Source organism: Endomicrobium proavitum (assembly GCF_001027545.1).
In the GTDB taxonomy this organism is placed as follows: Bacteria; Elusimicrobiota; Endomicrobiia; order Endomicrobiales; family Endomicrobiaceae; genus Endomicrobium; species Endomicrobium proavitum.
Genome location: NZ_CP009498.1, coordinates 692526 through 718371, shown reverse-complemented (window position 1 = coordinate 718371; position 25846 = coordinate 692526). Strand labels below are relative to the sequence as shown.

Below are 25846 nucleotides of genomic sequence, written 5' to 3'. Positions count from 1 at the left end.
ATCATGCATTGCGTAACAAAATGCTGTGTCATTGCGATGAAAATCGCAATCCATGTTTACTAATATGACAAAACAATATTATGTTTATATCATTAAAAACAGACTAAGGGGAACATTATATATTGGTGTAACTAACGACATAGCAAGAAGAATGTATGAGCATAAAAATAAATTAATAGAAGGTTTTAGTAAAAAATATTCATTGGACAAATTGGTTTATTGTGAAATTTGCGATGATATCAACTCGGCACTTAGAAGAGAAAAGATCTTAAAAGAATGGAAAAGGGTTTGGAAAATTGAGTTAATTGAACAATCAAATTCTAATTGGAATGATTTAATTGAAAATGACGTTATAATCAAATGAAAATGGATACCGGCTTTCGCCGGTATGACAAAATCATAATATATTCTCTCACTGTAGTTGGTAAAAAAATAACTATTTCCCCCGTCCCCTTGACCTATTTTCATTTGTCATACCGTTGGAAAACGATATCCATTTTATTTGATCATTTGTTTTCCAAAACTTTTTTGACGGCGGCGGAAATTCGTTTTCCGTCGGCGGCGCCGTTTAGGGCGGCGATTGCGGCTTTCATAACGACGCCAAAACTTTTGTCTGCGCTGGCGTCGGCTGCCGCTTTAACTTTTGCGAAAAGGTCGTCGTCGGTAATTTCTGAGGGAAGATATTTATTAATAACGTCAATCTCTCGTTTTTCTTTGTCAATTAAATCTTGTCTGCCGCCTTTTTCAAAACTCTCAATGGATTCTTTTCTTTTTTTAAGTTCGCTTCTTAAAACTTTTAAAATTTCATCGTCGGTAATTTTGATATTTTTCATATCGCGAATATTAATTTCGTTTAAAATTCCGCGAACCACGTTGAGCTTTTCAATATCTTGGGCTTTCATGTAAATTTTTAAATCTTCTTTAAGTTTGTTAATCATTTATAATTCTCCTTATAGTAAAAGCAGAGCCTGCTTCAATATTATATTTGTCGGCGTCGCCGGCGCTTAATTCTATAACTGTGTCCGCATAAAACGCGGGGGAATAAATTTTAAGTTTATCGTCTTTTGCTCCGGGCTGGGGCTGCGCGTTTTTTGTAACCGATACAACTTTGTCGGCGTTAATCCAGATAATATCTATGGCAAACTTCATATCTTTCATCCAAAAAGCCAACGGCGACGGGTAATCAAAAAAGAAAATCATTCCATCGTTAGGAATTGTATCTCTGCCGGATAAACCTTTACGTTTGGCTTCGGGGCTTTTAACGGTAAACAACTTTAAATTGGCGCCGGCAAGTTTAACTTCTAAAATAGAATTATCCTGCGCGTTTCGCGAGAAAGTTTTATTTTTGTTTGAAGTGTCAGCGCAAGCCGCCGCCGCTATGGAAAATAAAAGCATAGTCAAAAATATTTTTTTCATTTTATTTTTCTTTATTATATAAAAACCTTTCTTATATAGCAAAAAATAGCTATACTATATAAGATGAGAAAAATTATTTTAACAGCTGTTTTATCTTTTCTTTTTTGCGGAGAAATTTTTGCGGTTTCCGCGTCTCCGGCGTTGTTTGACGCGCTGCAGCCGGACGGAGAAAAAGTTTCTTTGAGAGTTCAAGGCGATGAATTTTATCACTGGACTGAAGACAAAGACGGATACACTGTTATACAAGATACTCCCACCAAAGAGTGGCGTTACGCGCGCCGCGGCGTAAACGGCAAACTTGAAAAAACGCAATACAAAGTGAGCGGGAGGGTAAATCCGGCGTCGCTTAGTTTTAACAAGCATGTTAAAGCCGAAGGGTTTCAAAATATTGCAAATTCCCGCAGAGCTTTAATGCTCTCCGACGACAAAAACGTTTACAAAGAATCTCTAAAAAAATCTGCCGCAACAAAAGCAAATCTTTTAAAATCTTCGCCGCAGCTTTCGGGTAGTCCGACGGTTTTTAAACACCTTGTGCTGCTTGTGGCTTTCTCCGATAAACCTTTCAGATTGTCAAACCCCGAGCAAGTTTTTTTAGATTTTTTTGATAAAGCAAATTACACCGATTACGGCGCGTTGGGTTCGGTTAACGATTTTTATAACGCGTCGTCTTACGGTCAGCTTCAGGTTGAAAGCGTTGTTTCGCCCGTTATCACTTTAAGCAGCACATCGGGTTATTACGCGGGCGCAAGCGGTACTTTATATGCCCGTCAAATGGTTCAGCAGGCGCTTGTTTTACTAGACGCTTCACACACTTTTGATTTTGCCCAGTTTGATCAAGACGGCGACGGGCGCATAGATTTTATAACTGTAGTGCATGCCGGCGGCGGTATGGAAGCGGGCGTCAGCGACGCAATATGGTCGCATAAGTGGAATATATCTCCTTTTTTTACGACATGGGACGGCAAAAGAATTTCCTCCTATAACACAATTCCGGAATTAAGAGGTTCTAACGAATCTGCCGCGCAAATTTCAAGAATAGGCGTAGCCGCTCACGAACTTGGACACGCAATGCTTCATCTTCCGGATTTATACGATACAACTTACGCCAGCTACGGCGTGGGAAATTACGACATTATGGGCGGCGGCAGCTGGAACGGTCCCGGAAGCGACGGCAGTTCTCCGGCGTTATTTAGCGCGTGGACTAAATATTTTTCAGGTTTTATAGACCCTGTTGAAATAAGTTCATCGTCTTACTTTTCGCTTCCCGCGGCGGCTACAGATCAAACCGCTTTTTACAAATTCAGCGGCCCGCAGTTTCGTTTTAACGAGTATTACCTCATAGAAAACAGGCAAGGCATAGGCTTTGACCAATATCTTCCCGGCAGCTCAAGAGGCGTGCTTATTTGGCACGTTGACGAGCGGAAATTAAACAACGGCGACAACAATGACCCTTCTCATTATTTGTTAGATTTGCAGGAAGCCGACGGGTCTAACGGTTTAGCTGTAAATTTAAGCAAAGGCAGGGACAGTTTTTATTACCGTAACAATAATAATCCGCAATTTACAAATACTTCAAACCCGTCAAGCATAGGCTGGGACGGTTATCCGGCGGATATTGCAATAAGCCAAATTTCAGCAACCGGCTCCACCATGACGTTTAAAGCTTCTCGAAAAATAACCATATCAAGCGTAACTCAAAACGTTGCCGTAAAAACCGTTCCCGTAAATTTCAGTATAACGGGGAATGATTTTCCGTCGTCGGCAACGGTTAAATTAATAAACGGAGCAAATCAGATTTACGCCTCAAACGTAAGCGTTTTAAGTTCAAGCGCAATAAGCGCTTCCGTAACGTTTGCGTCAAGCGCCGCAAGCGGTTTATACGGCTTGCAAATTATAGACAACGTCTCCGGAGATTCTGAAACCAAAACCGGCGTTATGACGGTTTACGCATATCCGCAAGTTACGTCGCTTTCTGCAAATTACGTGCTTTTAAGCGGCACTGCAACCGAGACTATTTACATAGACGTCAACGGAAGCAATTTTGTAAATTCATACACAAGTTTTTATATAAAAAACGATAATAACGGCAGCGTGTTAAATTCTACGGCGTCTTTTGCAAATTCAAATCAAATCAATTTAAATTTTCAGGCTTACATGGCAAATATCGGCACGTGGACTGTTTACATGTCGCCCTATCCCGGCGTTTCTGCCGCGCCCGCTCTTAATTTTTACATAGGCATGTCCAGCGCAGGTCAGCCTATTGACCCGCTTTATGATGTTGAAATTCCGTTTCCCGTAGAGTTCTCAAACGGCGCCGTCGGCACCGGCAGCGCGCTTATAAGGTCTGCAACTTTTAACCCGGGCGTTGTAGTGTCTGTAAGTCAGAATAAAAATCTGCCTGCGGAAAATTTAAACGGTATAAAATTAAAACACACCAATTTAGGCGTAGATTTTTCAGCGTCGGGGCATCAACCCGCAAAAACCATTCTTTTGAAAATACCTTACACTGTTGCGGATATTGCCGGTCTTGACGAAGATTCCCTTGTAATAGCAAGATATCAAAACGGCTCGTGGCTGCCGGTAGTGTCTTCCGTTGTTGATAAACAAAATAAATACGTTTCAGCGCAGTTAGACCACCTTTCAATTTTCGCGCTGATGTCTTTTGCCCACACAACAAATTTAGATAACGTTATAGGTTATCCTAACCCGTTAAAACCGCACAAAGGGCAAGCGTGGTCGCAGGCGACTTTCACAAATTTACCCGACGGAGCGCAAATAACAATATACACAAGCTCCGGCGAAAAGATAACAGCATTACAGCTTGCCGGCGCTATTGCTATTTGGGACGGCAAAAACTCTAATGGAGAATTTGTAGCCAGCGGAGTTTACATGGCGTTAATAAAAGACCTATCCGGTAATAAGAAAGTTATAAAGATTGCAGTTGAAAGATAATAAACTGTAACAAATAGCCCATCTATAATCTAATATATATATCATAGCGTAGAGTGAGTTTTGTAAAAAAGCCCTTGCGGAAAATTGTTGTGGCGATTATACTTCTACAAATATGTTTAGGCTATAGTGTTTGATTATTGTAAGTATGGCAGAAATTAACAACGAGCTATACTCATAAATAGTAAAAAAGCGGTATTGCTTGTAATAGTTGCATGGTTGCGAAAACTCAAACACATATTAGACTTTAGGAAGTATAATTATTTGCGGGCAGCAGCAAATAAAAAATTTCCCATGGAAATTGCAGCTGTAAAAAAAGAGAACAAAATGAAAAAAATATTCAGCAACTCAACTCTACTCTACTCTACTCTACTCTACTCTACTCTACTCTACTCTACTCTACTCTACTCTACTCTACTCTACTCTACTCTACTCTACTCTACTCTACTCTACTCTACTCTACTCTACTCTACTCTACTCTACTCTACTCTACTAACACTCCTCCTAAAGGCGCCGTTTGCTGTATCCTTTCAATCTGTCATTCCGTGCTTGATACGGAATCCATTTTTGAAAATTTTGTTGCAATATAGAAAATCAACTGTTCTGCATTGTGCAGGCGGCAGTTTGATTAAATAAAAAACAGATGGCAGGCTCATCTGAAGAAGATGGAAGATGGCAACCCCATCTTAAAAAAAGGAGAAAAAGGATGCGTAAATTGTTAGGATTGTTTGTAGCAGTAGCATTTGTAGCAACCGCAGCGTCTTCTGTGTTTGCTGCAAGTTCTTCCACTTTCTTTAAAGCGGAATTATCGTTCGCATCAACCTACACAGCGTTTGGTTTTCAGCTTTTGAAAATGGCTGGCAACAAACCTGCGGCAGGCGATGCAGTAGCTCCAAAAATTGACTGGGAACCCGGCTTTAGAGCTCTTCAGCCAGGAAACAGTGATGGTATTACCTATGGACCAGGACAGCCTCAGACATGGTTCTCAAACTCTAAAGTGTATGCAAAACTCACTGTGAAAAGTTTGGCTCCGGGAACAACTGTAAAGTTCTATACTGATAACCAGAATGGAACTGCCAGCGCAACAACTTACAAAGCTAACGCCACATTACTTTCAACCATGGCGTTTCCGTTGACAGTTATGAAAGGATCGGTTCCTATAGACGCTCCGGGTCTTCCTTTGGCTTACAGAGTTGTAGATTCTTCTAAAAACATTGCTCTTACAACCGCAACACCTTCAGCAGGAGTGGCATATAATACTATTACAAGTATTGATCAGATTGATTTGAACATTGGTCAAATCATTTATGGTCTATATGCAACTGTTGACAAAAAGAACCCTACTTTCACAGCTGATGCCGGCGAGTATGCTATCATAGCGACTGACCAGGGTCTTAGAACAGGTTATGGTGCGCTTCCGGGCGAAATTCATTATGCTTATCCTACCGGTGATGCGTATTTCTTCTTCGCGACATCTGCATTTGACGCGAAAGTTGCTCACAGATACGGAACAGATAAGTTGACTTTGGAAGTTATCACAGAATAAGTTTTTGTTTCTCTTTTCAGAGGCGGGTTTACCCGCCTCTGAAAGAGGTCAGATATTGCACTTTTTGTCATACCGTGCTTGACACGATATCCAAGTTAACTAAAAATGGATTCCGATTTTCATCGGAATGACAAATCTAATTGTGGTTATTTATTGTTATGCCAAATTTATTTCAGCATCTGCAGCTTTGCGGGTGTTAAAACAAGTTTAGAACAAAAGACAAAAAACGACTAAGTGACACAAAGGGAGTAAAATTGAAAAAGTTATTGTGTTTTTCTCTGTTAATGTTATTTGTTTGTTCCGCTCACGCCACTTTAAGTGTGTATCCGTCAAGAATTGACGCAAAAGTTGCCCAAAACGATACGCTTTCTTCAGAGTTTACTATTACCAATAATTATGACGGCGACATTGAAGTTACCGTTGCTACTCAAGACTGGAATACCTATAAAGGCAACGGTGAGTTAGATATTAATTCTTGGCTTACTGTTTCTCCTAAAACTATAAAAATTAAACAAGGCGGCGCCGCCAAAGTAAAATACATTATAAAAACAAACAGCTCAATGAAAGGCTCTGTTTCCGGACAAGTGTCTTTTTCTTACATGCAGCCCGGAAATGAAATGCTTAACATGAGAATGAGTTTCCCTGTGTATTTAACCATACACGGCACGGAAAAAATAGACTACGAAATAGGTAAAATATCATTTTATAAATCACAGCTTTCCGACAAAGAAATAAAACTTCAGTTTGCCATAAAAAATAACGGAAATATTCATCTTCGCCCTCAAGGTCTTGTAAATATATATGACAATAAAAATAACCTTGTTCAAACAACAAAAATAATTTCAACATACCCAATTTACGCCGAAAGCGAAAGAGGCGGTTTCCACGCAGAAATACCGGACGTAAATATAAAACCCGGAAAATATACAGCTGAAATTGTTTTAGAAAATTCAGGCATAACTGTAACAAAAAAAACGCAATTCAGATTGAAAAAAGACGGAAGCGTTACGCAATAAACGGCAATTGGCAGCGATAAAAAATTAATTAAAAAGAAAACCTAAAAATGTTTAAAAAAATATTATTCTTATTATTATTTATGTGCGCATTTGTTACTTTTGCACACTCGCAATATGCTTATACCGTTAATATCGGCAGAGATGTTTACGGCGCGTTTTCCGATTTTATTCCGGGCGGAACTTTTAACTGGACTAATCAAGTTAGCAGCGATGTCGGGGGGGATAAGCTGTCGTCGTGGTCCGGTAACGGAAACACTGGCTCGCAAGGAGGAGACGGATATGAAGGCGCTTATTGGTTCAGAATTACCGGCGGCGCAAACGGCGGCGGGGTCAGCTTTTCCTCTAATCAAGATATGTCTGAATATTATGGCGGAACATACGAGTTTTATGTAAAAGCGGATTCAGCGCAAAATCTTGTAGGCACCCAAATAGGGTTTACCGCAGGCGGCAATAGAGTTGTAACTTTTGATTGGCTTGAAACTAACGGTTATCTTCCCGCGGGCTGGCAGGACGACGCTTGGCATAAGGTTATTCTTCCTTTAGATTCAACGGTTTTTACCGGATTGACTGCGACAAGTTTACAAAGCGTCCAATATGTTTTGTTTGCATGGTCTGTTGGCGGCGGCACAGTTTTAGTAGATAACGTTTTATGGAAAAAACCGGGTGCGCCTACAACAGGGGAAACAACCACGCTTTCTGTTGTCATGAAAGAAAGGGAAGATCAAAGTTTGTCCACTTCAAGCGTAATTACTTGGAAAAATATTAATTCTCAAAATATTCCGACTGGTTTTCAGGTTGCGGATCAGTATATTGAACTTGAATTTTCAGATTTTAATCCCGCGGATTCTTGGTATCTTATGGTTTATACAGACGTAACGTCGCCTTCTTCAAGTATAGTTTATACAGGTCCGTCCGCCGACATAGCGGGACCTCCTTCTTACCCGTTTAACGGCGTCATTCCGAAAAACTCCGGAATGGTGTCTGAAAACGGACAAAAAATAGCTCCTATGTTGTGGAGCATAAAGAAAGTTTATTATCCTACAAGCCAAAACGATAACGTAGATTTGCTTTGGGATGCAGGTTGGTATGGAATGATGGATAAAACATCAACTCTATTTTCTACAACATACGGCGCGGCTAATCCTGCAATAGGCTGGAGTTCTGCGCAAGGTTTTAAGTGGCGTTGGTATGATAATCAGTTTGAAGCAAATTCCGTATCTTGGTCAAGCGTTTTTTCCGTTCATTTGGGGAAAAAATTATTTTTGTATTTTGCTGTTGATATGGGGCTTACGTCAATGGCCAATTATGTGTGCAATACTATAACTTTAGATTTTATAATAGAATAAAAACATGAATAAAAAACTTTTATCATTTATTCTAATAGCAATGTTTACTGTTTGCGGAGCGGCTTTTGCTCAGACAAGCACAATTGACACTTACAAAGCGGAAATTTCTTTTGCGCTTGTTCCGGCTACTTCTACGACTATTAATTTCAATTATACTCCCGTAACAAGAATTGCGGTAAACATGCGTAAACTTGTTGCCGCGGGCAGCGTTGTTGTTGGCGGCGGCGCGTATATTTCAAGCATTGCTCTTGAATATTACACAAAATACGACGCTACTGTTTATTATGTGCCTGTTAGCAATATTAAACGTTCAGATGCAACTACGTGGGCTTTTGTTGCTCCGGCCGTGGAAATTCCTCTTGCAGTGCCGGAAAACGAAGATGAAATTTATTACAGACTTGTCGCGGAAACTACCGACGGAGCTTTTGCGTATTTTCCAAGCACAAGTTCCGCGTCTGCGTATCAAACGGCAAAATTATATACTACGGAACCTAAATTGCTTCATGCCGCGGACGGCACGCTTGTTCAGCAGCACGGCGACCAAACAAGAGCCGATTCTAAAATATCGTTTCCCGCGGGAGCGCTTACGGGAACTACCAATTTTTCTATTAAAGAAATATATTCCGACAGCGATATTCACGTAAGCGAAATTCACAGCGTTACAAACGAGCCTCATAAGCCTGTAATTACTTATCATTTACAGCCGACAAATTTTACCGTGGCAAATCCGGCGCTTATGCCAAGCGTAACTTTGTATTACGGCGATTTGCCTAAAAACGTAAACGATATTCAGGTTATGTTTCTTGACGGTAACAATAAATGGAAAAACGTAAACTTTACAAACGATACGACAAATAAAACAGTAACTGTAAATTTAGCGCTTACCGGCACGGCTTTTGGACATTACGCAATTTTAGACAAAGTTCAGCTTACCGACAACGATTACAGACCGGACGAGAATACAATAAAGCCCGGCGACGAAATGCAGTTTAAAAATCTTCAGGAAGGCGATACGGTTACAATATTTAACATGAGAGCAAAAATTATAAGAACCTTGTCCGCCCCGCCGTTTATTTGGGACGGCAAAAACGACAGCGGCTCTTACGTAGAACCCGATATGTATCTGTATCAGATAAGAGTAAACGGCAAAATAATCAGCGGCGTAATATCCTTCATAAGATAATTGGAGACGGGGGTATTGACCCGAATTTACGGTGCGAAGAAATTTAATAGTTTTAAGCGGATTGTTAGCGTATGTTCAGTGTGGCAGCGGAGCTGGACAGACATTATGGTAAGATGCTCCGTCTCAATGGCACGAAGCGAGTTGATGTTAAAACGCATGGGAAATAAAATGAACACAATAAGAGTTTTTGCGTTATTATTCATAGTTTCCATTTTTAGCGTTTGCGCGCTTGCTGAAAACGTTCGCTGGGTTAGCGAATCTAAAGCATATACGCCTGTTGCAGCCGGCGATAGTTCTTTTGATAAAACAAAAACCGTGTTAAATAATACGTTTCCTTATCACAATGCCGACAGAATCCGCCTTTCCGGTGATAGCTATAAACCTGCAGGCAGGAATTATATAGCGGGAAGCGCCATACAATTTAACAATCTTGAGTCCGGAGATATTGTAGTTATATTTAAAACATCCGGTTCCGAAGTTGCAAGATTGACAGCTCCTCCATATATATGGTATGGAAAAAAAGGGACTAATAATTCGGGCTCATATGTTGAAAGCACCTCATATATATGTCAAATATATGTTAACCCATGGGGTCATATTGCAGACGCTACAATAGGTATTATTAGATAAGTAAAAATAAAATGAAAAAAATAAAAATATTAACATTATTGTCCATAGCGCTTTTATTTAGCGCATCCGAAGGCTTTGCGTGGTTTTCTACAACGTATTGGGGCGTTAGAGCTCTTGGTATGGGCGGCGCTTTTACGGCGGTTTCTAACGATGCCAGCGCGCCTATTTACAACATTGCCGGCGCAGGGCTTATGAGAGCCGTTGAAGTTACCGGAATGACGTCAAAACTTTTTGCCGGCATGAGCGGCGTAGAAATAAACGATAATTATCTCGGCGCGGTTGTGCCTATAAGTCAGGCTGTCGGCACTCTTGCGGCTGGCTGGGGACATTTCGGCGGCGTAGGCGTGCGAAGCGAAGATACGTTTTACGCGGGCTATGCAAGAAATTTAAACGATATATTGGAATCAGACTGGGTTAAAATTGCAATAGGCGTAAGCGCAAAATATTTGAAACAGTCCAACAATTATCACGGCGACACTTTAACAAACGGCGCAATAGCTGTTGACGCCGGAATCATTGCAAAATTTTCTAACGGATTCTCTATAGGCTACAGCGGGAAACACCTCAACAGACCTGACATGGGCTTTTTTGAAGAGTATCACATACTTAACGCCGACGTTTTGGGTTTGGCGTATTATAACGAAGTTTTGCCGCTGTTGTCGCTTCCGAAATTTACAATTGCCGTAGATTATCAGGTTAGAGGCGGCGAAGACATATTAATGTTTGGCGCCGAAACAAGAGTTATAGACGGAGCTTTGGCTTTAAGGGCAGGTAGCTGGGGCGACCAAATAAACCTCGGGCTTGGATACGAATTAAAGCTTGGGGAAGAAGCTTTGCTTATAGACTACGCTTTCGGTATGCCGCTTGACGTTCAAGAAACCATAGGTTCTCACTTTTTTAGTTTAGGCTACAGATTCGGCAGTAACAAAGAGCCGGAAAGAGTTAAAAAACCGGAAGAAGTTCAATCAGAGCAGCAAGAAGCGCAAAAGAAAGCCGACGAAGAAGAAAAAGCCGAAGATTTTGACGCCGCTGCTTACTTGCTTGGTCAATAAAATAAAAACTAATTTGACGTTTATTGTAAAATTTTATAATATACTTATAACTTAATAGTCTTCGGGGAAGGTGAGAAAGACAGAAGGTCTTTCAACTCCTTACCGGCAGTGAAAAACATCGTTGTTTGTAAATGAAACGAAGTTTTAAGTCTGCGACTCCGCCGGAACAATGTTCCAAAGCGGACTGAATCAGTGAAACTCTGATACCGACGGTAAAGTCCGGATGAGAGAAGATAAAATATTGTATAATTGCGCAACCCCCGAAGCATTCATATGCTTACGGGTTTTTTTATTTATGAACAAAAAATACATGAAAATTGCTATAGAGCTTGCTAAAAAAGGGAAAGGAAAAGTTTATCCGAATCCTTTGGTTGGCTGCGTTATTGTTAAAGATAATAAAATAGTAGGCAAGGGCTGGCATCAATATTTTGGCGGCAACCACGCGGAAATAAACGCCTTGACGGACGCCGGCAGCGCGGCGCGCGGCGCGGATTTATACGTTACCCTTGAACCGTGCAACAGCTTCGGCAAACGTCCTCCGTGCACGCAGGCAATTATTAAAGCTGCAATAAAGCGCGTTTTCTTTGCAGTAAAAGATCCTAACGTTTCTAAAAGCCGCGAGATTCTTGAAAAAAACGGCATTGAAGTTTGCGGCGGGCTTTGCAATGCTCAAGCTAAAGTTCTTATAAAAGATTATTTAAATCATTTGAAAATAAAACCGCGCGTTAGCGTGAAAGCCGCTATGACTCTTGACGGTAAAATTGCAACCGAAACTTTTGATTCTAAATGGATAACGTCGCAAAAATCGCGAAATTTTGTCCACAGTTTAAGAAGCAAATACGACGCCGTTTTGGTAGGCTTTAATACGGCATTACAGGATAACCCAAAACTTACGTCGCACGGCAAAGGAAAAAATCCCGTAAGAGTCGTTATAGACGAAAATTCCAACATCCCCAAAAATTACAACATATTCAATTCATCTGCCCCCACCATAATTATTTCCGGTCAAGGGGACGGGGGTGTTGATTTTGGAGCGGCTAAGAAAAATTTTAAGGTTATTATAAAAAAATTAAATGATATAGGGCTTAAAACAATTCTTATTGAGGGCGGAAGCGGTATAATTTCATCCGCAATATTTTCAAAATGCGTTGACGATATATATTTGTTTGTGGCTCCTAAAATTATCGGCGGAAAAAATGCAATTTCTGTTGTCGGCGGTAAAGGCGTAAAGAAAATAGCCGACGCCGTAAATGTAGAAGATATGCGCGTGAAAAAAATCGGCGGAGATTTGTTGATAACAGGGAAGCTGAAAAATAAGCAATAAGTATGATGTTTTTGTTTGTCATTGTGCGATTAACGCGGATTATAATTTTACGGAGTGATAAATGTTTACGGGAATTATTGAAGATATCGGCATAGTAAAATCTATATCGTCGTCGGAAATTGTTATTGAGACAAAGCTTGGCGATATAAAAGTAGGCGACAGCGTCAGCGTTAACGGGGTTTGTTTAACAGCTGTGCATATTTTGCCTGGAGTTTTTAGCGCGGATTACAGTCCCAATACCGATAAACTTACAACTATGTCTTTGCTGAAGCAAAATTCAAAAGTAAATTTGGAAAGGGCTTTGCGGCTTTCTTCGCGCCTTGGCGGACACATTGTAAGCGGGCATGTTGACGCTACGGCTAAAATTTCAAGCGTTGAAAAAGTCGGCGGATTTTATAAGTTAAAATTTTCAGCAGGAAAAAATATTACAAATTATTGCGTTGATAAAGGTTCTATAGCCATAGACGGAATAAGTTTAACGCTTGCGGCGGTAAATGAAGCGGGTTTTGAAATTTTTATAATTCCGGAAACTTTTAATAATACAATTTTAAAATTAAAAAAAGCGGGAGATTTTGTAAATGTTGAGACGGACGTTTTTGCAAAGTATTTGGAAAAGTTTTCAAAAAATAAAGGTTCCGAAGGTTTGACTTTGGAAATGTTAAAAAATTTTTAAAAGTAAAGGGCTAAATATGAAAACAGAAAAAGATAAAGTTTTTACGTCGGTTGAAAGCGCCGTTAAAGACATTCAATCCGGAAAAATGGTTATTGTTGTGGACGACCCAGGGCGGGAAAACGAGGGGGATTTGGTTTGCGCCGCGCAAAAAACTACTCCGGAAATTATTAATTTTATGACGAAATATGCGCGCGGACTTATATGCGTGCCAATGAAACACGAGAGGCTTGAAGAATTAAAAATAGAAAATATGGTGGATAATCCTACGGAAAAGAAGGGCTGTTCTTTTACGGTTTCCGTAGATTATCGTTTGGGAACCACTACCGGAATTTCCGCTTGCGACAGGTCTCTTACGGTTAGAAAACTTATAGACAAAAATGCCAAACCGCAAGATTTTGCGCGTCCCGGTCATATATTTCCTCTGCGTTATAAAGACGGAGGCGTTTTAGTGAGAACCGGACACACGGAAGCGGCGGTAGATTTAATGGAACTTGCCGGACTCAAACCCGCTGGAACAATTTGCGAAATAATGAATGACGACGGAACAATGTCCAGAATGCCGGACCTTATAAACTTTGCAAAAAAACATAAATTAAAAATTGTAACTATAGCGGAACTTATAAATTATCGCCGTCAAAATGAAAAACTTGTAAAAGAAATCGTAAGCGTAAATTTTCCTACAAAGCACGGCGAATTTAAGCTGACTCTTTTTGAAGATACCGTTACGAAAGATTCGCATCTTGCGATAATAAAAGGAAATGTTAAAGGCAAGCAAAACGTTTTGGTGCGCGTGCATTCGTCGTGCGAAACCGGCGATATTTTTCACTCGTTAAGATGCGATTGCGGCGACCAGCTTGAGACGGCGCTTAAAGCTATTGAAAATGCGGGTGTCGGCGTTGTTTTGTATATGCACCAAGAGGGAAGAGGCATAGGGCTTGCAAATAAACTGAAAGCGTATCAATTGCAGGAACAAGGTCTTGACACCGTTGAGGCAAACGTTGCTCTTGGTTTTGCTCCTGATTTAAGGGATTACGGAATAGGCGCGCAAATTTTGTCCGAACTCGGCATGAAAAGCATTAACCTTATGACGAACAATCCGAGAAAAATAGTAGGGCTTGAAGGATACGGTTTGAAAATTGCAAAAAGAGTTCCGGTAGAAATTTGTCCGACAAAATCCAATAAAAAATATTTGAAAACGAAGAAAGAAAAAATGGGACACATTTTAAAAACAGTTTAGACCGGCAATTAAAAATTACAAAAAGGAGTTTTACATGAAAGTTATTAACGGACAGTTGAAGGCCGACGGGAAGAAGTTTGCTATTGTGGCGTCAAGGTTTAACGAGTTTATAACAAATAAACTTATCGGCGGCGCGGAAGATATTTTAAAAAGGCACGGAGCTGCGGACGCGGATATTTCGCTTACTTGGGTTCCGGGCGCGTTTGAAATTCCGGCTGTTGCAAAGAAAATAGCCGAAAGCGGAAAAGTTGACGCTATTATTTGTTTGGGCTGCGTTATAAGAGGAGCTACTCCTCATTTTGATTATGTTGCGTCGGAAGTTTCAAAAGGCGTTGCCAATGTAGGGCTTTCAAGCAAAGCTCCCGTAATTTTTGGCGTATTAACCACTGAAACAATAGAACAGGCTGTTGAACGCGCCGGTACAAAATCCGGAAACAAAGGCGCCGACGCCGCATTAAGCGCTATTGAAATGGCAAGTTTGTATTCGCAAATCTAATTACATTTGCCGCACAGTCTTCTAATTGTTTTTTTAATTAAAATTTGATACAATTTTTAAGTTGTTTAAAAACTAATTTTCATAAAAACAATAAGGAGCGTTACAAAAGATGGCTTTGGTAAAAAAAGAAGTTGTGGAACAGTTTAAAACGCACGCGACCGACACCGGTTCGCCTGAGGTTCAGGTTGCATTGCTTACTTCAAGAATTAAATATCTTTCAGACCATTTTCAGAAATTCCCGAAAGATTTTGCGTCAAGAGTGGGTTTTTTGAAAATGATAGGTCAGAGAAGAAGACTTCTTGACTATATTAAGAAACACGATAAAGACGGCTACGCAACATTGATTAAAAAATTAGATTTAAGAAAGTAAAAAATATTGCCCTTATCTTTGACTTTCAAAGGTAAGGGCATTTATACAAAAAAAGCGGCAAAAAAGCCCAAAGGATGCAAAGAGATTCCGTTTTGCGGAATTTGTTTGGATCTTTTGCGCGTGAGTCGCAAACGGAGAAAAGATGCAATATTTTAAAAAAGAAATTGAAGTAGCGGGAAAAAAATTCGTCGTAGAATCAGGGAAAGTTGCAAAACAGGCAAGTGGCGCTTGCACGGTAACAATCGGCGAAACCGTAGTTTTGGTTACGGCTGTTTCGTCTAAAGAGCCTAAAGTAGGCATAGATTTTATGCCGTTAACGGTTGACTACAGAGAAAGAACTTACGCCGCCGGAAAAATTCCCGGAGGATTTTTCAAAAGAGAAGCAAAACCCAGAGACAGCGAAATTTTAGTAAGCAGAATTATAGACAGAAGCATAAGACCTTTGTTTCCCGAATATTGGAGAAACGACACGCAGATTTCTGCGATAGTTCTTTCTTACGACGGAGTAAACGACACCGAAATAGCTTCCGTAATAGGAACTTCCGTAGCGCTTATAACTTCCGACATTCCTTTCACAACGCCTATAGCTTGCGTGAGAATCGGCAGAGTTGACGGAAAATTCGTAATAAACCCCACAAAAGAAGAACAAAAAACAAGCGATTTAGATTTGCTTGTAAGCGGAACCGACGAAGCCGTTACCATGGTTGAAGCCGCGTCTTTGGAAATTTCGGAAACCGAAATGCTTGAAGCTTTAGAGCTTGCAAGAAATACGGTTAAAGCTATTTGCGAAGTTCAGAAAGCTTTCCCTCAGAAAAAGAAAATTGAAGCTGCCGCTCCCGTTTACAACGCGGCGCTCAAAGCTGATATAGACGCTGAAGCAATTGCAAAAGCCGAAGAAGGCGTAACGATAAAAGATAAAGACGAAAGAGAATCTTTTTGGTCAAATTATAAGAAAGATTTAACCAAGAGACTTCTTGAAAAATATCCGGAAGAACCGGCGTCTGCAATAAGCGCCATACTTGAAGACATATATTATGTTAAAGCAAGAGAGCTTGTATTAAATAAAAAAGTCCGCACCGACGGGCGCGGCTTTGAAGAAATACGCTCCATAACCTGCGAAACTGGATTTCTTCCCAGAGCTCACGGTTCAGCATTGTTTACAAGAGGTCAAACGCAGGCTCTTGTAAGCGTTACCCTCGGAACTCCCGGCGACAAACAGATTTTGGACGAGCTTGCCGGAGAATCTAAAGACAGATTTCTTCTTCACTACAACTTCCCCGGATTTTCTACCGGCGAACCAAGAGGCGAACGTTCTACCAGCAGAAGAGAAATCGGTCACGGCAACCTTGCAAAAAGAGCGTTGAGAGCGGTTCTTCCCAAAGAAGAAGATTTCGGTTATACAATAAGAATAGTTTCGGATATTTTAGAATCCAACGGTTCGTCGTCAATGGCGTCTGTTTGCGGCGGCTCGCTTGCGCTTTTTAACGCCGGCGTTCCCGTAAAAGCTGCCGTTGCGGGCGTTGCAATGGGGCTTATAAAAGAAGGCGACAATTACGTTGTTCTTACCGACATTATGGGTATGGAAGATCATCTCGGCGATATGGATTTTAAAGTTGCAGGAACAAAAAACGGTATTACCGCTTTGCAGATGGATATAAAAATTTCAGGACTTACGCACGATATTTTAACAAAAGCGTTAGACCAGGCAAAACGCGGCAGATTCTTCATTTTAGATAAAATGGATTCCGCAATTTCCGCGCCAAGCAGCGACCTTTCTGTATATGCTCCGAGAATGGAAACGCTTAAAATTCCTCAAAATAAAATCGGCGAACTTATCGGCCCCGGTGGGAAAAACATCAGAAAACTTCAGGAAGCTACCGGCGCAAAAGTTGATATTGACGAAGACGGAACGGTTTATATTTCGGGAATAGATAACGACGGCGTTCTCAGCGCAAAAGCGTACGTTGAATCTTTAACCGTTGAAGTTGAAGTAGGTAAAATATATGAGGGCAGAATTACAAAAATAATGGCTTTCGGAGCGTTTGCCGAAGTGCTTCCCGGAAAAGAGGGATTAATTCACATTTCGCAGCTTTCGGAAAAACGCGTTGCCAAAGTTGAAGATGCGGTAAGCGAAGGCGATACCGTTACGGTGAAAGTTTTAGAAATAGACAAGCAGGGACGCGTAAACTTAAGCATTAAGGCGGTAAACGAAGGAAAGTAAAATGCAGTTAGTAGTTTTTTATCCCATATTTAAGGAATAGAAATGGCTAACAAAGAAATTAAAGATACGGTAAAATCTCTTTACGAGATAATGAAAGACGAAAAAATTCAGGAGCTTGAAGTTAACTCCAAAGATTATAGCGTAGCTATTAAGCGTAAAGACCCTAACGCGGGCGTTTACGTGCAGAAAGACGTTGTTCGCCAGCCGGCTGTCGCGGCGGCGGCTACTGCGGCAAAAGTAAAACAAGATGCGGCGCCTGCATCAAAAGGCGAAACTATAAAATCGCCTATTATGGGCGTTTTTTATCAGTCTCCGTCTCCGTCTTCTCCCGTTTTTGCAAAAGAGGGAGACATTGTGGACGCGGGTAAAACGGTTTGTATTATAGAAGCCATGAAAGTTATGAACGAAATAAAAGCAACTTTTAAAGCAAAAATAGTAAAAGTTATTGCCGAAAACGGAAAACCCGTAAATTCCGGTCAGGATTTATTTGAAATTGAAAAAGTTTAAAATGCCGCAAACAGGTAAAATAAAATGAGCGATATGATAACAAGAATAGGTTTTGCCGCAGGCGAAATATGGAAATACCTCAACGAAAACGGCGAGTCTTCTCCTATAAAAATAAAAGCTAATTTAGGCTTGTCAAACACTATGCTTTACCTTGCTTTAGGCTGGCTTTCAAGAGAAAATAAAGTAAATGTAGAGCAGGTGGATTTTACATACAAAATTTCGTTAAAAAAATAAGCGCTTCGTTTTTTCTGCCGGCGTTTTACGCCGGCAGAAAAAGTTTTAACCGCAGTAAATGAGTTAATCTCCATCCGACGTCCTAAGAGGTTCCTAATGGGGAAGAAAAAAAAGAACAACAAAAAATCTAAAAACGAAAATAAAAGAAAAAAACAAAATCATCAGGATAGAAACAGGGAAGTTTCTGCCCTGTTTTTTATTTTGGCGTCTTTTATTGCAGCGTTTTTGTGCGTTGTTCCGCAAAACGCGGGAATTATCGGCAGAGCTTTTAATAATATTTTTGTAAACGGAATTTTCGGAAGCGCGACTTATATTTTACCGTTTATACTTTTATGGTATTTTATAATACACATAAAAAAATCCGCAGAACTTAAAGAAAGAACGGATTTTATTTGGTCTGTGGCTTTGTTGATATTCGGCTCTCTGGCATTTGAGGCGGCAAGCGTTTTGTTTGCGGCTGCAAACGTTTCCGGCGGCTGGATAGGCAAAACTTTTTATCCTTTTTTTAAAGAACTTTTCGGAGAAGCGTTCGGTTTTGCCGTTATCGTAATTCTGTTTTTATTTTTTACAGCGCGTCTTTTACGTATATGCATAAGCAAAGTTGTTTATAATTTTCTTAAAAATATTAAAGAAGACATTAAAAAACGCAAAGAAGAAAAAGAGGCTGCGGCGCTGAAAGCTCCTAAAATTTTTGAAAATAAATCCGGCTTGCTTCCCGAAATAAAAAAGCTGGAACCGTTTGTTCCGAATATTGTAAACAAGCAAAAAAAAGAAAATTCCGCGGCTGAAAAACAGGCAACGCCGTCAGAGCCGCAAAAGCCGCAGGTAAAACTTGACAGCAAAAGTTTTGACTATAAATTCCCTCATTCGACAATTTTAAAAAACGACGAAACAAAAAGTTTTCATACAAATAAAGATGAGCTTTTAAGACGGGCAGAGCTTCTAAGAAGCACTCTTGCGGATTTCGGCATACCTGCCGAGGTAAAAGACATTATTCCGGGGCCTGTAGTAACAAGGTACGATTTAATACTTGCTCCAGGAATAAAAATTCAATCCGTAACAAACATAATAGAAAATATTTCACTTACAATGCGCACGGCGTCTATAAGAGTTGTGCCTATTCCCGAAAAAGCAGCCGTGGGCGTTGAAGTGCCTAACCCCGACAGCGTTACCGTAGGCTTGCGCGGCATAGTGGAACATTCGTCTTTTATAAATTCAAAATCTCTTTTAACTTTGGCGCTTGGTAAAACTACTGACGGCGAGGGTTACGTAACAAATTTGGCGTCTATGCCGCATCTTCTTATAGCCGGCGCAACGGGCTCGGGAAAAAGCGTAGGAATACACACCATAATACTTTCGGTTTTATTTAAAGCGCGTCCGGACGAAGTAAAGTTTATGATTATAGATCCTAAAAGGGTGGAAATGCCTATATACAAAGACATTCCGCATCTTTATAATCCGTCAACGTCTGCTGCCGATGCGGACATAATAACAAACCCCAGAGAAGCCGCCAGCGCTTTAAAAAAACTTGTTACTGTTATGGAAGGACGTTACACAAAATTTGCGGCGGCGACAGTTAGAAATATTGAAGAGTATAACGCAAAAATGTCGGAAACCGGCGGTGAAAAAGAGTTCTACATTGTTGTAGTTATAGACGAGCTTGCCGATTTAATGCTTGTGGCAAAAAAAGAGATAGAAGATTCTATTCAGCGTTTAGCGCAAATGGCGCGCGCTGTGGGAATTCACTTGATACTTGCAACGCAAAGACCCTCTGTTAACGTTATTACAGGTATAATCAAAGCCAATTTTCCGGCAAGGCTTTCTTTTCAAACTACGTCGGCTATAGATTCGCGAGTTATTTTAGATATGCTGGGCGCGGAGAATTTAATGGGTAAGGGCGATATGCTGTTTTTACCTCCGGGGGAGGCCCGTCCGGTGCGTTTGCAGGGAGCGTTTGTTTCTCTTAAAGAAGCCCAGAAAATTATAGATTTTATTAACGATCAAAATTTTCCGAGAATTTACGAGCCGCTTGCCGTTGCGGCGGAAGTTTCTTCCGGTTTTAATGCCGCCGAAGAAAAGAGCATGAAAGATTTGCTTCCGGCGTTAAAACTTATTAACGAGCGCCGGCGCGTTTCGCAAGATTTGCTTAAGGCAAATTTCGGAAGTTCGGCAAGAGCCACTAACATTTTAAGTATTTTGGAGATGAAAGGTTTTATAACAAAACCGGAAGGCACTAACAAGTGGCAGATAAATTATGATAAAATAGAAGAGTATATTAGAACGGCATAAGTAAAAAGTAGTAAGGACAAGCAAGGGGTAAAGGTGAAAAAGAAAATTAGATGAAAAAAATATTAATCTCTTTTATTATGATGTTTTTAATTTATCCTGTGTTTGCGCAAGACGCGGACAAAACGCAGGGAGTTATTTCTAAAATGCAGGAAAACGACGCGCAGGTAAATACGCTTGAGGCTGACTTTATTCAAGAGCTGCTTTTTACGTCAACAAATGAAAAACAAAAAATATCCGGCAACGTTAAATATTTGAAGCCCGACAATGCGGTTATAGTTCAAAAAACTCCGCAAGAACAGAGAATTTATATTAACGGCAGAAAAATAATAATTTATACTCCTGAAAATTTTCAGGCGCTGGAAGATAATTACGAAAATGTAATAAACGCTAATTTTTCTCCTGCAGCTATTGTAAACTTCGGCGCAAATTATAAAAATATAAGCAAAAATAATATTGTGAAATATTTAAGCGAAGATGAGAGTTCGTACGTTTTAGAAGTGTATCCTAAAACAAATAAAGATTGGAGCATGAAACTTTTTGTGTCTAAAGAAAATCTTCGTCCTTCAAAAGCCGTAGTTCTTTCGGAAGGCGCGCAGGTAACCGTGGAAATAAAAAATTACAAAATAAATCCTGAGTTAAATAAAAATTTATTCAAGTTTAAGGCGCCTGCGAGCGTTGAAGTAATAAAACTTAATTAGAAGAGAAAGCAAAATGAAAGAATTGGGAAAGTTGTTAAAAGAAAAACGTTTGTCAAAAGGGCTTACTTTTGACGCGGTTCATAAAGCCGTTAAAATTCAGGAAAAATACCTTCAGGCCATTGAAGACGGCGACGATACTGTTTTTGTCGCGGAAGTTTATTATAAAAGTTTTGTAAGATCTTATGCAAAATTTTTAGGTTTTGACGCAGATGCTTTGCTTAAAGAGCATAATTTGACAAAAATTCCGCCTTTAGACTCTTTGCAGCAACAGCCCATTCAGGAGTTGTCAAAAAATACTCCTGAAAAAAACGCGGCAAAACAAGATGCGCAGAATACTCCCGAAAGAAAAAAAACCGACATTAAAAAACCCGTTGCGGCTTTGCTTGTGGCTGCGGTTCTTTTAGGCGCGTTTATGTATCTTAATAAAAAAATATCAAGCTCTTCCGCCTTTTCTGCGGCGGCAGTTGTTAAAATTGAAGAAAAGGCAGAGCCTCAAAACGTTATAACTCCTCCAGATGTTTTGCGTCAAAAAGTTGTGTTAGAAGCCGTAGATACGGTTTGGGTTAAAGTTGACGGCGACGGTAAAGAAATTTTTGAGGGCACTTTAATAAAAGGCGCGCGCCAAGAGTTGTTTGCCGACGATTCTTTTGTGTTAAGAATAGGATATACTCCCGGAGTCAGAGTGTTTTTTAACGGGCAGGAAATAGACGTTAAAACAGGTTCAATTCAGGACGTTAAAACAGTTGTTCTTAAAAAACGCGTTGGCAGCAAATAATGTTAAAAGTAGCGGTTATAGTTTTAGGATGTCCTAAAAACACGGTGGAAGCAGAGTATCTGCTGGGAATACTGCAAAGTAAAAATTTTGCCGTTTGCGCCGATACAAATGACGCCGATGTTATAGTAATTCACACTTGTTCTTTTATAGACGCGGCTCGCAGAGAATCTGAAAAAAGTATAAGCGATGCGTTGAAAATAAAACGTAAGAAAAACGTAAAAGTTTTTGTTAGCGGATGTTTGCCGCAGCTTTTAAAAGAAGATTTTATAAAATGCTTTCCGGAAATAGACGGTTTTGTCGGTACGGGTTCTTTAAATAAACTGCCGCTTTTGCTTCAAAATAAAAATGCCGGAGACGTTTTGCTTGAAGCCGGCGGACTCAACGATTCAAAATTCCGACTTTTATCTTCAACGCTTCCATGTGCATACCTGAAGATTGCCGAGGGCTGCAACCACAAATGCAGTTTTTGTATCATTCCAAATTTGCGCGGAAAATATAAAAGCAGAAGCTTATCGTCATTAAAAAGCGAAGTTCAAGCTTTGGCGGCTTCGGGCGTTAAAGAACTTTCTCTTATCGCTCAAGACACAACAAGCTACGGAATAGATATTTACGGGAAGTTTTCATTAAACAAGCTTTTGGCTGAAATTTCAAAAACGGACAAACTAAAATGGATAAGGCTTATGTACGCTTATCCCGTAAGCGTTACGGACGCGTTGCTTCAAGAAATAAATTCACGTGAAAATATTTGCAAATATATAGATATTCCGATTCAGCACGCAAGCGAAAAAATTTTAAATAGCATGAACCGCCCTCTTGCAACATTGAAAGTAATTGAAAAAATAAAAAATAAATACCCCGATATAATTCTAAGAACTTCGGTAATCACCGGTTTTCCGGGGGAAACAGACAAAGACGTGCAGGCTCTTACGGATTTTTTGCAAAAAGGTTATTTTCGTTATGCGGGCGTGTTTGAATATTCTAATCAGAAAACGGCGGCTTCATCAAAATTAAAAAAACATATAGACGGCAAAACGTCGTCTTTAAGAAGAGTGCTTGTTGAAAACGCTCAATATGAAGTTTTTAAGAAAGATATGAAATCTTTAACGGGCTCGCAGACTGAAATTTTAGTTGAAAGCTGCGTTAAGAAGGGAAATAATTATACCGTAACGGGGCGCGCGCCTTTTCAGGCGCCGGATATTGACGGCAATGTAATATGCGAAAGTTTAAAACCGGTAAAGTCCGGCAGTTTTTGCAGCGTAAAAATTAAGACAATAAAAGGATACAGCATTCAAGCGGAATTATTATGACGACAAAAACTATGAATTTGGCAAACAGGCTTACGGTGGCAAGAATTATAATGGTTCCGTTTTTTATTTTATTTATGGAACTTGACGGGTTTTGGTTTGCAATACTGGCGCTCATTATTTTTTCCGCGGCGTCAATAACGGATTATTTTGACGGAAAAATAGCCAGAAAGCAGAACACAATAACGTCTTTAGGGATTTTTTTAGATCCTCTTGCGGACAAACTTTTAATATCGGCTGCATTTATATGTTTTGTAAATATTGCGTATTTAAACGTTCCCGCGTGGATGGTTGTGGCAATTATCGCAAGAGAGTTTTTAATTACGGGGCTTCGCAGCATTGCGGCGGCAAAAAATGTGATAATACCTGCGGATAAGTCCGGAAAATTTAAAACTACGTCGCAGATTGTGGTTATAATACTTCTTTTGTTGATTATAATTTTAAACGAAACTCTTTTGAAGTTTTACGGCGTGTCCATAGAATCTTTAAGATATACTGCAGATTACCATTCGCTTGGAGCTTTCTTGTGCGCTTTGCCTATGTGGTCTGTTTTAATTGCGGCAATTCTTACAATATATTCCGGCTTGCATTATATACTTAAACACAGGAAATTGTTAATAGAAAATGAATAAAATTACTCTTTTTTTCTCGTCTGTTTTCGGCGTAGGCTACATTAAAGATGCTCCCGGAACTTTCGGCAGCATTATAGGAATTTTGCTGTGGGCGTTTTTTGCGCCGGCAAATTATTACGCGCAAATTCCTGTAGTCGTATGCATGTTTTTTGTTTCGGTTGTTATTTCGCATCTTGCGGAAGATATTTATCAATCCAAAGACGATCAGCGCATAGTTATAGACGAAGTCGCCGGAGTTTGGGTTGCTGCCGCATTTCTGCCGCAGACGGTTGCGTATTTGGTTGCCGCTTTTGTTTTGTTTAGAATTTTTGACATAACAAAACCGCTGTTTATAAAAAAAGCGCAAATTTTTCGCGGCGGTTTCGGAATAACCGTTGACGATATTTTTGCCGGAGTTTTTGCAAATTTAATTTTACAGGCTATAAGGGTTATATCGCAAAATGCTTAAAGTAAAAAAAATAATTTCAGGACCGCTTGAAGTAAACTGTTATATAGTTTACGACGATCAAACATTAAAATCCGCAATAATAGACCCGGGCGAAGACGGCGCAAAAATTATAAAAGAAGTTAAAGCGGCGGGGTTTTCTCCCGAGATGCTTATCAACACGCACGGACATTATGACCACATGTTGTCGGATAATGAAATAAAAAAAGAGTTTGCCGTTCCTCTTGCCGTTTACAAAGACGAAGCGGAAATGGTTGCTAACCCTAATATAAATGCTTCGGCATTGTTTTCAGCCGCGCAGTCGGCAAAAGCCGATATTCTTTTTTTAGACGGTCAGGAAGTTAAACTTTCTTTTACGGTTTTTAAAGTTATTCACACTCCCGGGCATACCGCGGGGGGGATGAGTCTTTTGTTTGACGGCTTTGTAATAACCGGCGATACGCTTTTTGCAGGCACAATAGGCAGAACTGATTTTCCGGGCAGCAGTTATGAAGATATGACGCGCTCGCTTGAAAAACTTAAAAAACTTCCGCCGTCAACAGTGGTTTACCCCGGACACGGCAGTCAAACTACAATAGCAAACGAACTTCGTCATAACCCGTATTTAAAAAATGATTGATTTAAAAAAAACCATCGCTGATTTTATCTCATACATAATTATTGAAAAAGGATTGGCGAAAAATACTGCGCTTGCCTACAAATCAGACCTTTCTAAATTTTTTGTTTACGCGCAAAAGAAAAATATTGCCGTAGAAAATTTTGAACATAACGACATAACCGATTTTTTGTGGGAAATAAAAAACGAAGGTTTAAAGCCGCGTTCTTTATACAGAATGATGGAAACGCTGCGGCAGTTTTATAAATTTTTAATTGTAGAAGAACTTATAAAAACAAACCCTACTGTATATCTTACGGCTCCGAAAATTCCGGAACATCTTCCCGGAATGCTTTCTTCCGAAGAGGTTGACGCGCTTTTAACTTCGGTATCCGCAACGGACGAAACAAATATAAGAAACAGAGCTATGCTTGAACTTTTATACGCAACGGGCTTAAGAGTTTCCGAACTTATAAATTTAAAATTTTCAAACATAAATCTTGAAGAATGTTTTTTGAAGGTTTTAGGAAAAGGTTCTAAAGAAAGGCTTATACCTTTTGGCAATAAAGCCAAAGATTTTATAAACGTTTATCTTAAAAAAAGAAAGCCGAAATCCGGCGAGGAAGATAATATTTTTATAACGCGGCTGGGTAAAAAAATATCAAGAATTGAATTTTGGCGCCAACTTAAAAACATAGCAAAAAATGCGGGGATCGTTAAAAATATTACGCCGCACACGCTTAGACACTCTTTTGCCAGTCATCTTCTTTCGGGAGGAGCAGACATACGTTTCGTCCAGGAAATGCTTGGGCACAGCTCCATTTCAACAACTCAAATTTATACCCATTTAGATAATGCTAAAATTAAATCCCAACACAAAAAGTTTCACCCGAGAAGTTAAAACTTGA

The 25846-nt window shown here is 39.9% G+C and carries 26 protein-coding genes and 1 riboswitch; of the genes, 24 read left to right on the top strand and 2 right to left on the bottom strand.

Features of this window, described 5'->3' with window-relative positions; all coding sequences use genetic code 11:
* The first annotated feature begins 64 nt into the window (after positions 1–64).
* Positions 65–364: a GIY-YIG nuclease family protein gene (locus tag Epro_RS03070; protein WP_052571570.1), complete on the top strand. Its 300-nt coding sequence runs from the start codon at positions 65–67 to the stop codon at positions 362–364.
* 142 nt (positions 365–506) lie between these two features.
* Here Epro_RS03070 and Epro_RS03065 read toward each other — a convergent pair whose 3' ends face one another.
* Together Epro_RS03065 and Epro_RS03060 are read right to left on the bottom strand one after the other, a co-directional pair.
* Positions 507–938, bottom strand: a complete 432-nt coding sequence (locus tag Epro_RS03065; protein WP_052570481.1) for a GatB/YqeY domain-containing protein — start codon at positions 936–938, stop codon at positions 507–509.
* Complete coding sequence (locus Epro_RS03060) at positions 931–1416, bottom strand: DUF192 domain-containing protein (protein WP_052570479.1); 486 nt, start codon at positions 1414–1416, stop codon at positions 931–933. Before Epro_RS03060 ends, Epro_RS03065 begins: the two co-directional genes overlap by 8 nt.
* A gap of 63 nt (positions 1417–1479) precedes the next feature.
* Between Epro_RS03060 and Epro_RS03055 the strand changes: the two genes are divergently transcribed.
* The 23 genes from Epro_RS03055 to xerD all read left to right on the top strand — a co-directional run bounded on the left by Epro_RS03055 (position 1480) and on the right by xerD (position 25839).
* Positions 1480–4368, top strand: a complete 2889-nt coding sequence (locus Epro_RS03055) for a M6 family metalloprotease domain-containing protein (protein ID WP_052570477.1) — start codon at positions 1480–1482, stop codon at positions 4366–4368.
* A gap of 640 nt (positions 4369–5008) precedes the next feature.
* Entirely contained in the window at positions 5009–5911 is a 903-nt protein-coding gene (locus Epro_RS03050) for a hypothetical protein (protein WP_052570475.1), read from the top strand.
* 254 nt (positions 5912–6165) lie between these two features.
* A complete protein-coding gene (locus Epro_RS03045) occupies positions 6166–6927 on the top strand; it encodes a fimbrial biogenesis chaperone (RefSeq protein WP_052570474.1) in 762 nt (253 codons plus the stop codon).
* A gap of 47 nt (positions 6928–6974) precedes the next feature.
* Positions 6975–8273: a hypothetical protein gene (locus Epro_RS03040; RefSeq protein ID WP_052570472.1), complete on the top strand. Its 1299-nt coding sequence runs from the start codon at positions 6975–6977 to the stop codon at positions 8271–8273.
* Between the two features lie 4 nt (positions 8274–8277).
* Positions 8278–9456, top strand: a complete 1179-nt coding sequence (locus Epro_RS03035) for a hypothetical protein (RefSeq protein ID WP_052570470.1) — start codon at positions 8278–8280, stop codon at positions 9454–9456.
* Positions 9457–9624: 168 nt separating this feature from the next.
* On the top strand, positions 9625–10086 hold the full coding sequence (locus Epro_RS03030) for a hypothetical protein (RefSeq protein ID WP_144412032.1): 462 nt from the start codon (positions 9625–9627) through the stop codon (positions 10084–10086).
* 11 nt (positions 10087–10097) lie between these two features.
* Complete coding sequence (locus Epro_RS03025; protein WP_052570465.1) at positions 10098–11138, top strand: hypothetical protein; 1041 nt, start codon at positions 10098–10100, stop codon at positions 11136–11138.
* A gap of 53 nt (positions 11139–11191) precedes the next feature.
* Positions 11192–11377: riboswitch (FMN riboswitch) on the top strand.
* A gap of 56 nt (positions 11378–11433) precedes the next feature.
* Complete coding sequence (gene ribD / locus Epro_RS03020; RefSeq protein ID WP_082121478.1) at positions 11434–12462, top strand: bifunctional diaminohydroxyphosphoribosylaminopyrimidine deaminase/5-amino-6-(5-phosphoribosylamino)uracil reductase RibD; 1029 nt, start codon at positions 11434–11436, stop codon at positions 12460–12462.
* A 61-nt stretch (positions 12463–12523) separates the two neighbouring features.
* Complete coding sequence (locus Epro_RS03015) at positions 12524–13135, top strand: riboflavin synthase (RefSeq protein ID WP_052570461.1); 612 nt, start codon at positions 12524–12526, stop codon at positions 13133–13135.
* A gap of 16 nt (positions 13136–13151) precedes the next feature.
* The gene (locus tag Epro_RS03010; RefSeq protein WP_052570459.1) at positions 13152–14372 is read left to right on the top strand and encodes a bifunctional 3,4-dihydroxy-2-butanone-4-phosphate synthase/GTP cyclohydrolase II; all 1221 of its coding nucleotides are present in this window, start codon (positions 13152–13154) and stop codon (positions 14370–14372) included.
* A gap of 34 nt (positions 14373–14406) precedes the next feature.
* The gene (gene ribH, locus Epro_RS03005) at positions 14407–14868 is read left to right on the top strand and encodes a 6,7-dimethyl-8-ribityllumazine synthase (protein WP_052570457.1); all 462 of its coding nucleotides are present in this window, start codon (positions 14407–14409) and stop codon (positions 14866–14868) included.
* Between the two features lie 109 nt (positions 14869–14977).
* Positions 14978–15238: a 30S ribosomal protein S15 gene (rpsO, locus tag Epro_RS03000; RefSeq protein ID WP_052570455.1), complete on the top strand. Its 261-nt coding sequence runs from the start codon at positions 14978–14980 to the stop codon at positions 15236–15238.
* A gap of 142 nt (positions 15239–15380) precedes the next feature.
* The gene (gene pnp, locus Epro_RS02995) at positions 15381–17459 is read left to right on the top strand and encodes a polyribonucleotide nucleotidyltransferase (protein ID WP_052570453.1); all 2079 of its coding nucleotides are present in this window, start codon (positions 15381–15383) and stop codon (positions 17457–17459) included.
* A 42-nt stretch (positions 17460–17501) separates the two neighbouring features.
* A complete protein-coding gene (locus Epro_RS02990) occupies positions 17502–17966 on the top strand; it encodes an acetyl-CoA carboxylase biotin carboxyl carrier protein (RefSeq protein ID WP_052570451.1) in 465 nt (154 codons plus the stop codon).
* Between the two features lie 24 nt (positions 17967–17990).
* Positions 17991–18200, top strand: coding sequence for a winged helix-turn-helix domain-containing protein (locus Epro_RS02985; RefSeq protein ID WP_052570449.1), 210 nt, complete (start codon positions 17991–17993; stop codon positions 18198–18200).
* A 96-nt stretch (positions 18201–18296) separates the two neighbouring features.
* The gene (locus tag Epro_RS02980; RefSeq protein WP_052570446.1) at positions 18297–20489 is read left to right on the top strand and encodes an FtsK/SpoIIIE family DNA translocase; all 2193 of its coding nucleotides are present in this window, start codon (positions 18297–18299) and stop codon (positions 20487–20489) included.
* A 50-nt stretch (positions 20490–20539) separates the two neighbouring features.
* Complete coding sequence (locus tag Epro_RS02975) at positions 20540–21187, top strand: LolA family protein (RefSeq protein WP_052570444.1); 648 nt, start codon at positions 20540–20542, stop codon at positions 21185–21187.
* A gap of 13 nt (positions 21188–21200) precedes the next feature.
* Entirely contained in the window at positions 21201–21962 is a 762-nt protein-coding gene (locus Epro_RS02970) for a helix-turn-helix domain-containing protein (protein WP_052570442.1), read from the top strand.
* Positions 21962–23269 (top strand): 30S ribosomal protein S12 methylthiotransferase RimO, encoded by a 1308-nt coding sequence (gene rimO, locus Epro_RS02965; RefSeq protein WP_052570440.1) that lies wholly within the window; start codon positions 21962–21964, stop codon positions 23267–23269. The genes Epro_RS02970 and rimO overlap by 1 nt, the downstream gene beginning before the upstream one ends.
* Entirely contained in the window at positions 23266–23898 is a 633-nt protein-coding gene (gene pgsA / locus Epro_RS02960; protein ID WP_052570438.1) for a CDP-diacylglycerol--glycerol-3-phosphate 3-phosphatidyltransferase, read from the top strand. The genes rimO and pgsA overlap by 4 nt, the downstream gene beginning before the upstream one ends.
* Positions 23891–24346 (top strand): phosphatidylglycerophosphatase A family protein, encoded by a 456-nt coding sequence (locus Epro_RS02955; RefSeq protein ID WP_052570436.1) that lies wholly within the window; start codon positions 23891–23893, stop codon positions 24344–24346. The genes pgsA and Epro_RS02955 overlap by 8 nt, the downstream gene beginning before the upstream one ends.
* A complete protein-coding gene (locus Epro_RS02950) occupies positions 24339–24962 on the top strand; it encodes an MBL fold metallo-hydrolase (RefSeq protein WP_052570434.1) in 624 nt (207 codons plus the stop codon). Before Epro_RS02955 ends, Epro_RS02950 begins: the two co-directional genes overlap by 8 nt.
* Positions 24955–25839 carry a site-specific tyrosine recombinase XerD gene (xerD, locus tag Epro_RS02945; protein ID WP_052570432.1) on the top strand — a complete coding sequence of 295 codons (885 nt, stop codon included), beginning with the start codon at positions 24955–24957 and terminating at the stop codon, positions 25837–25839. The genes Epro_RS02950 and xerD overlap by 8 nt, the downstream gene beginning before the upstream one ends.
* Positions 25840–25846 lie beyond the last annotated feature (7 nt).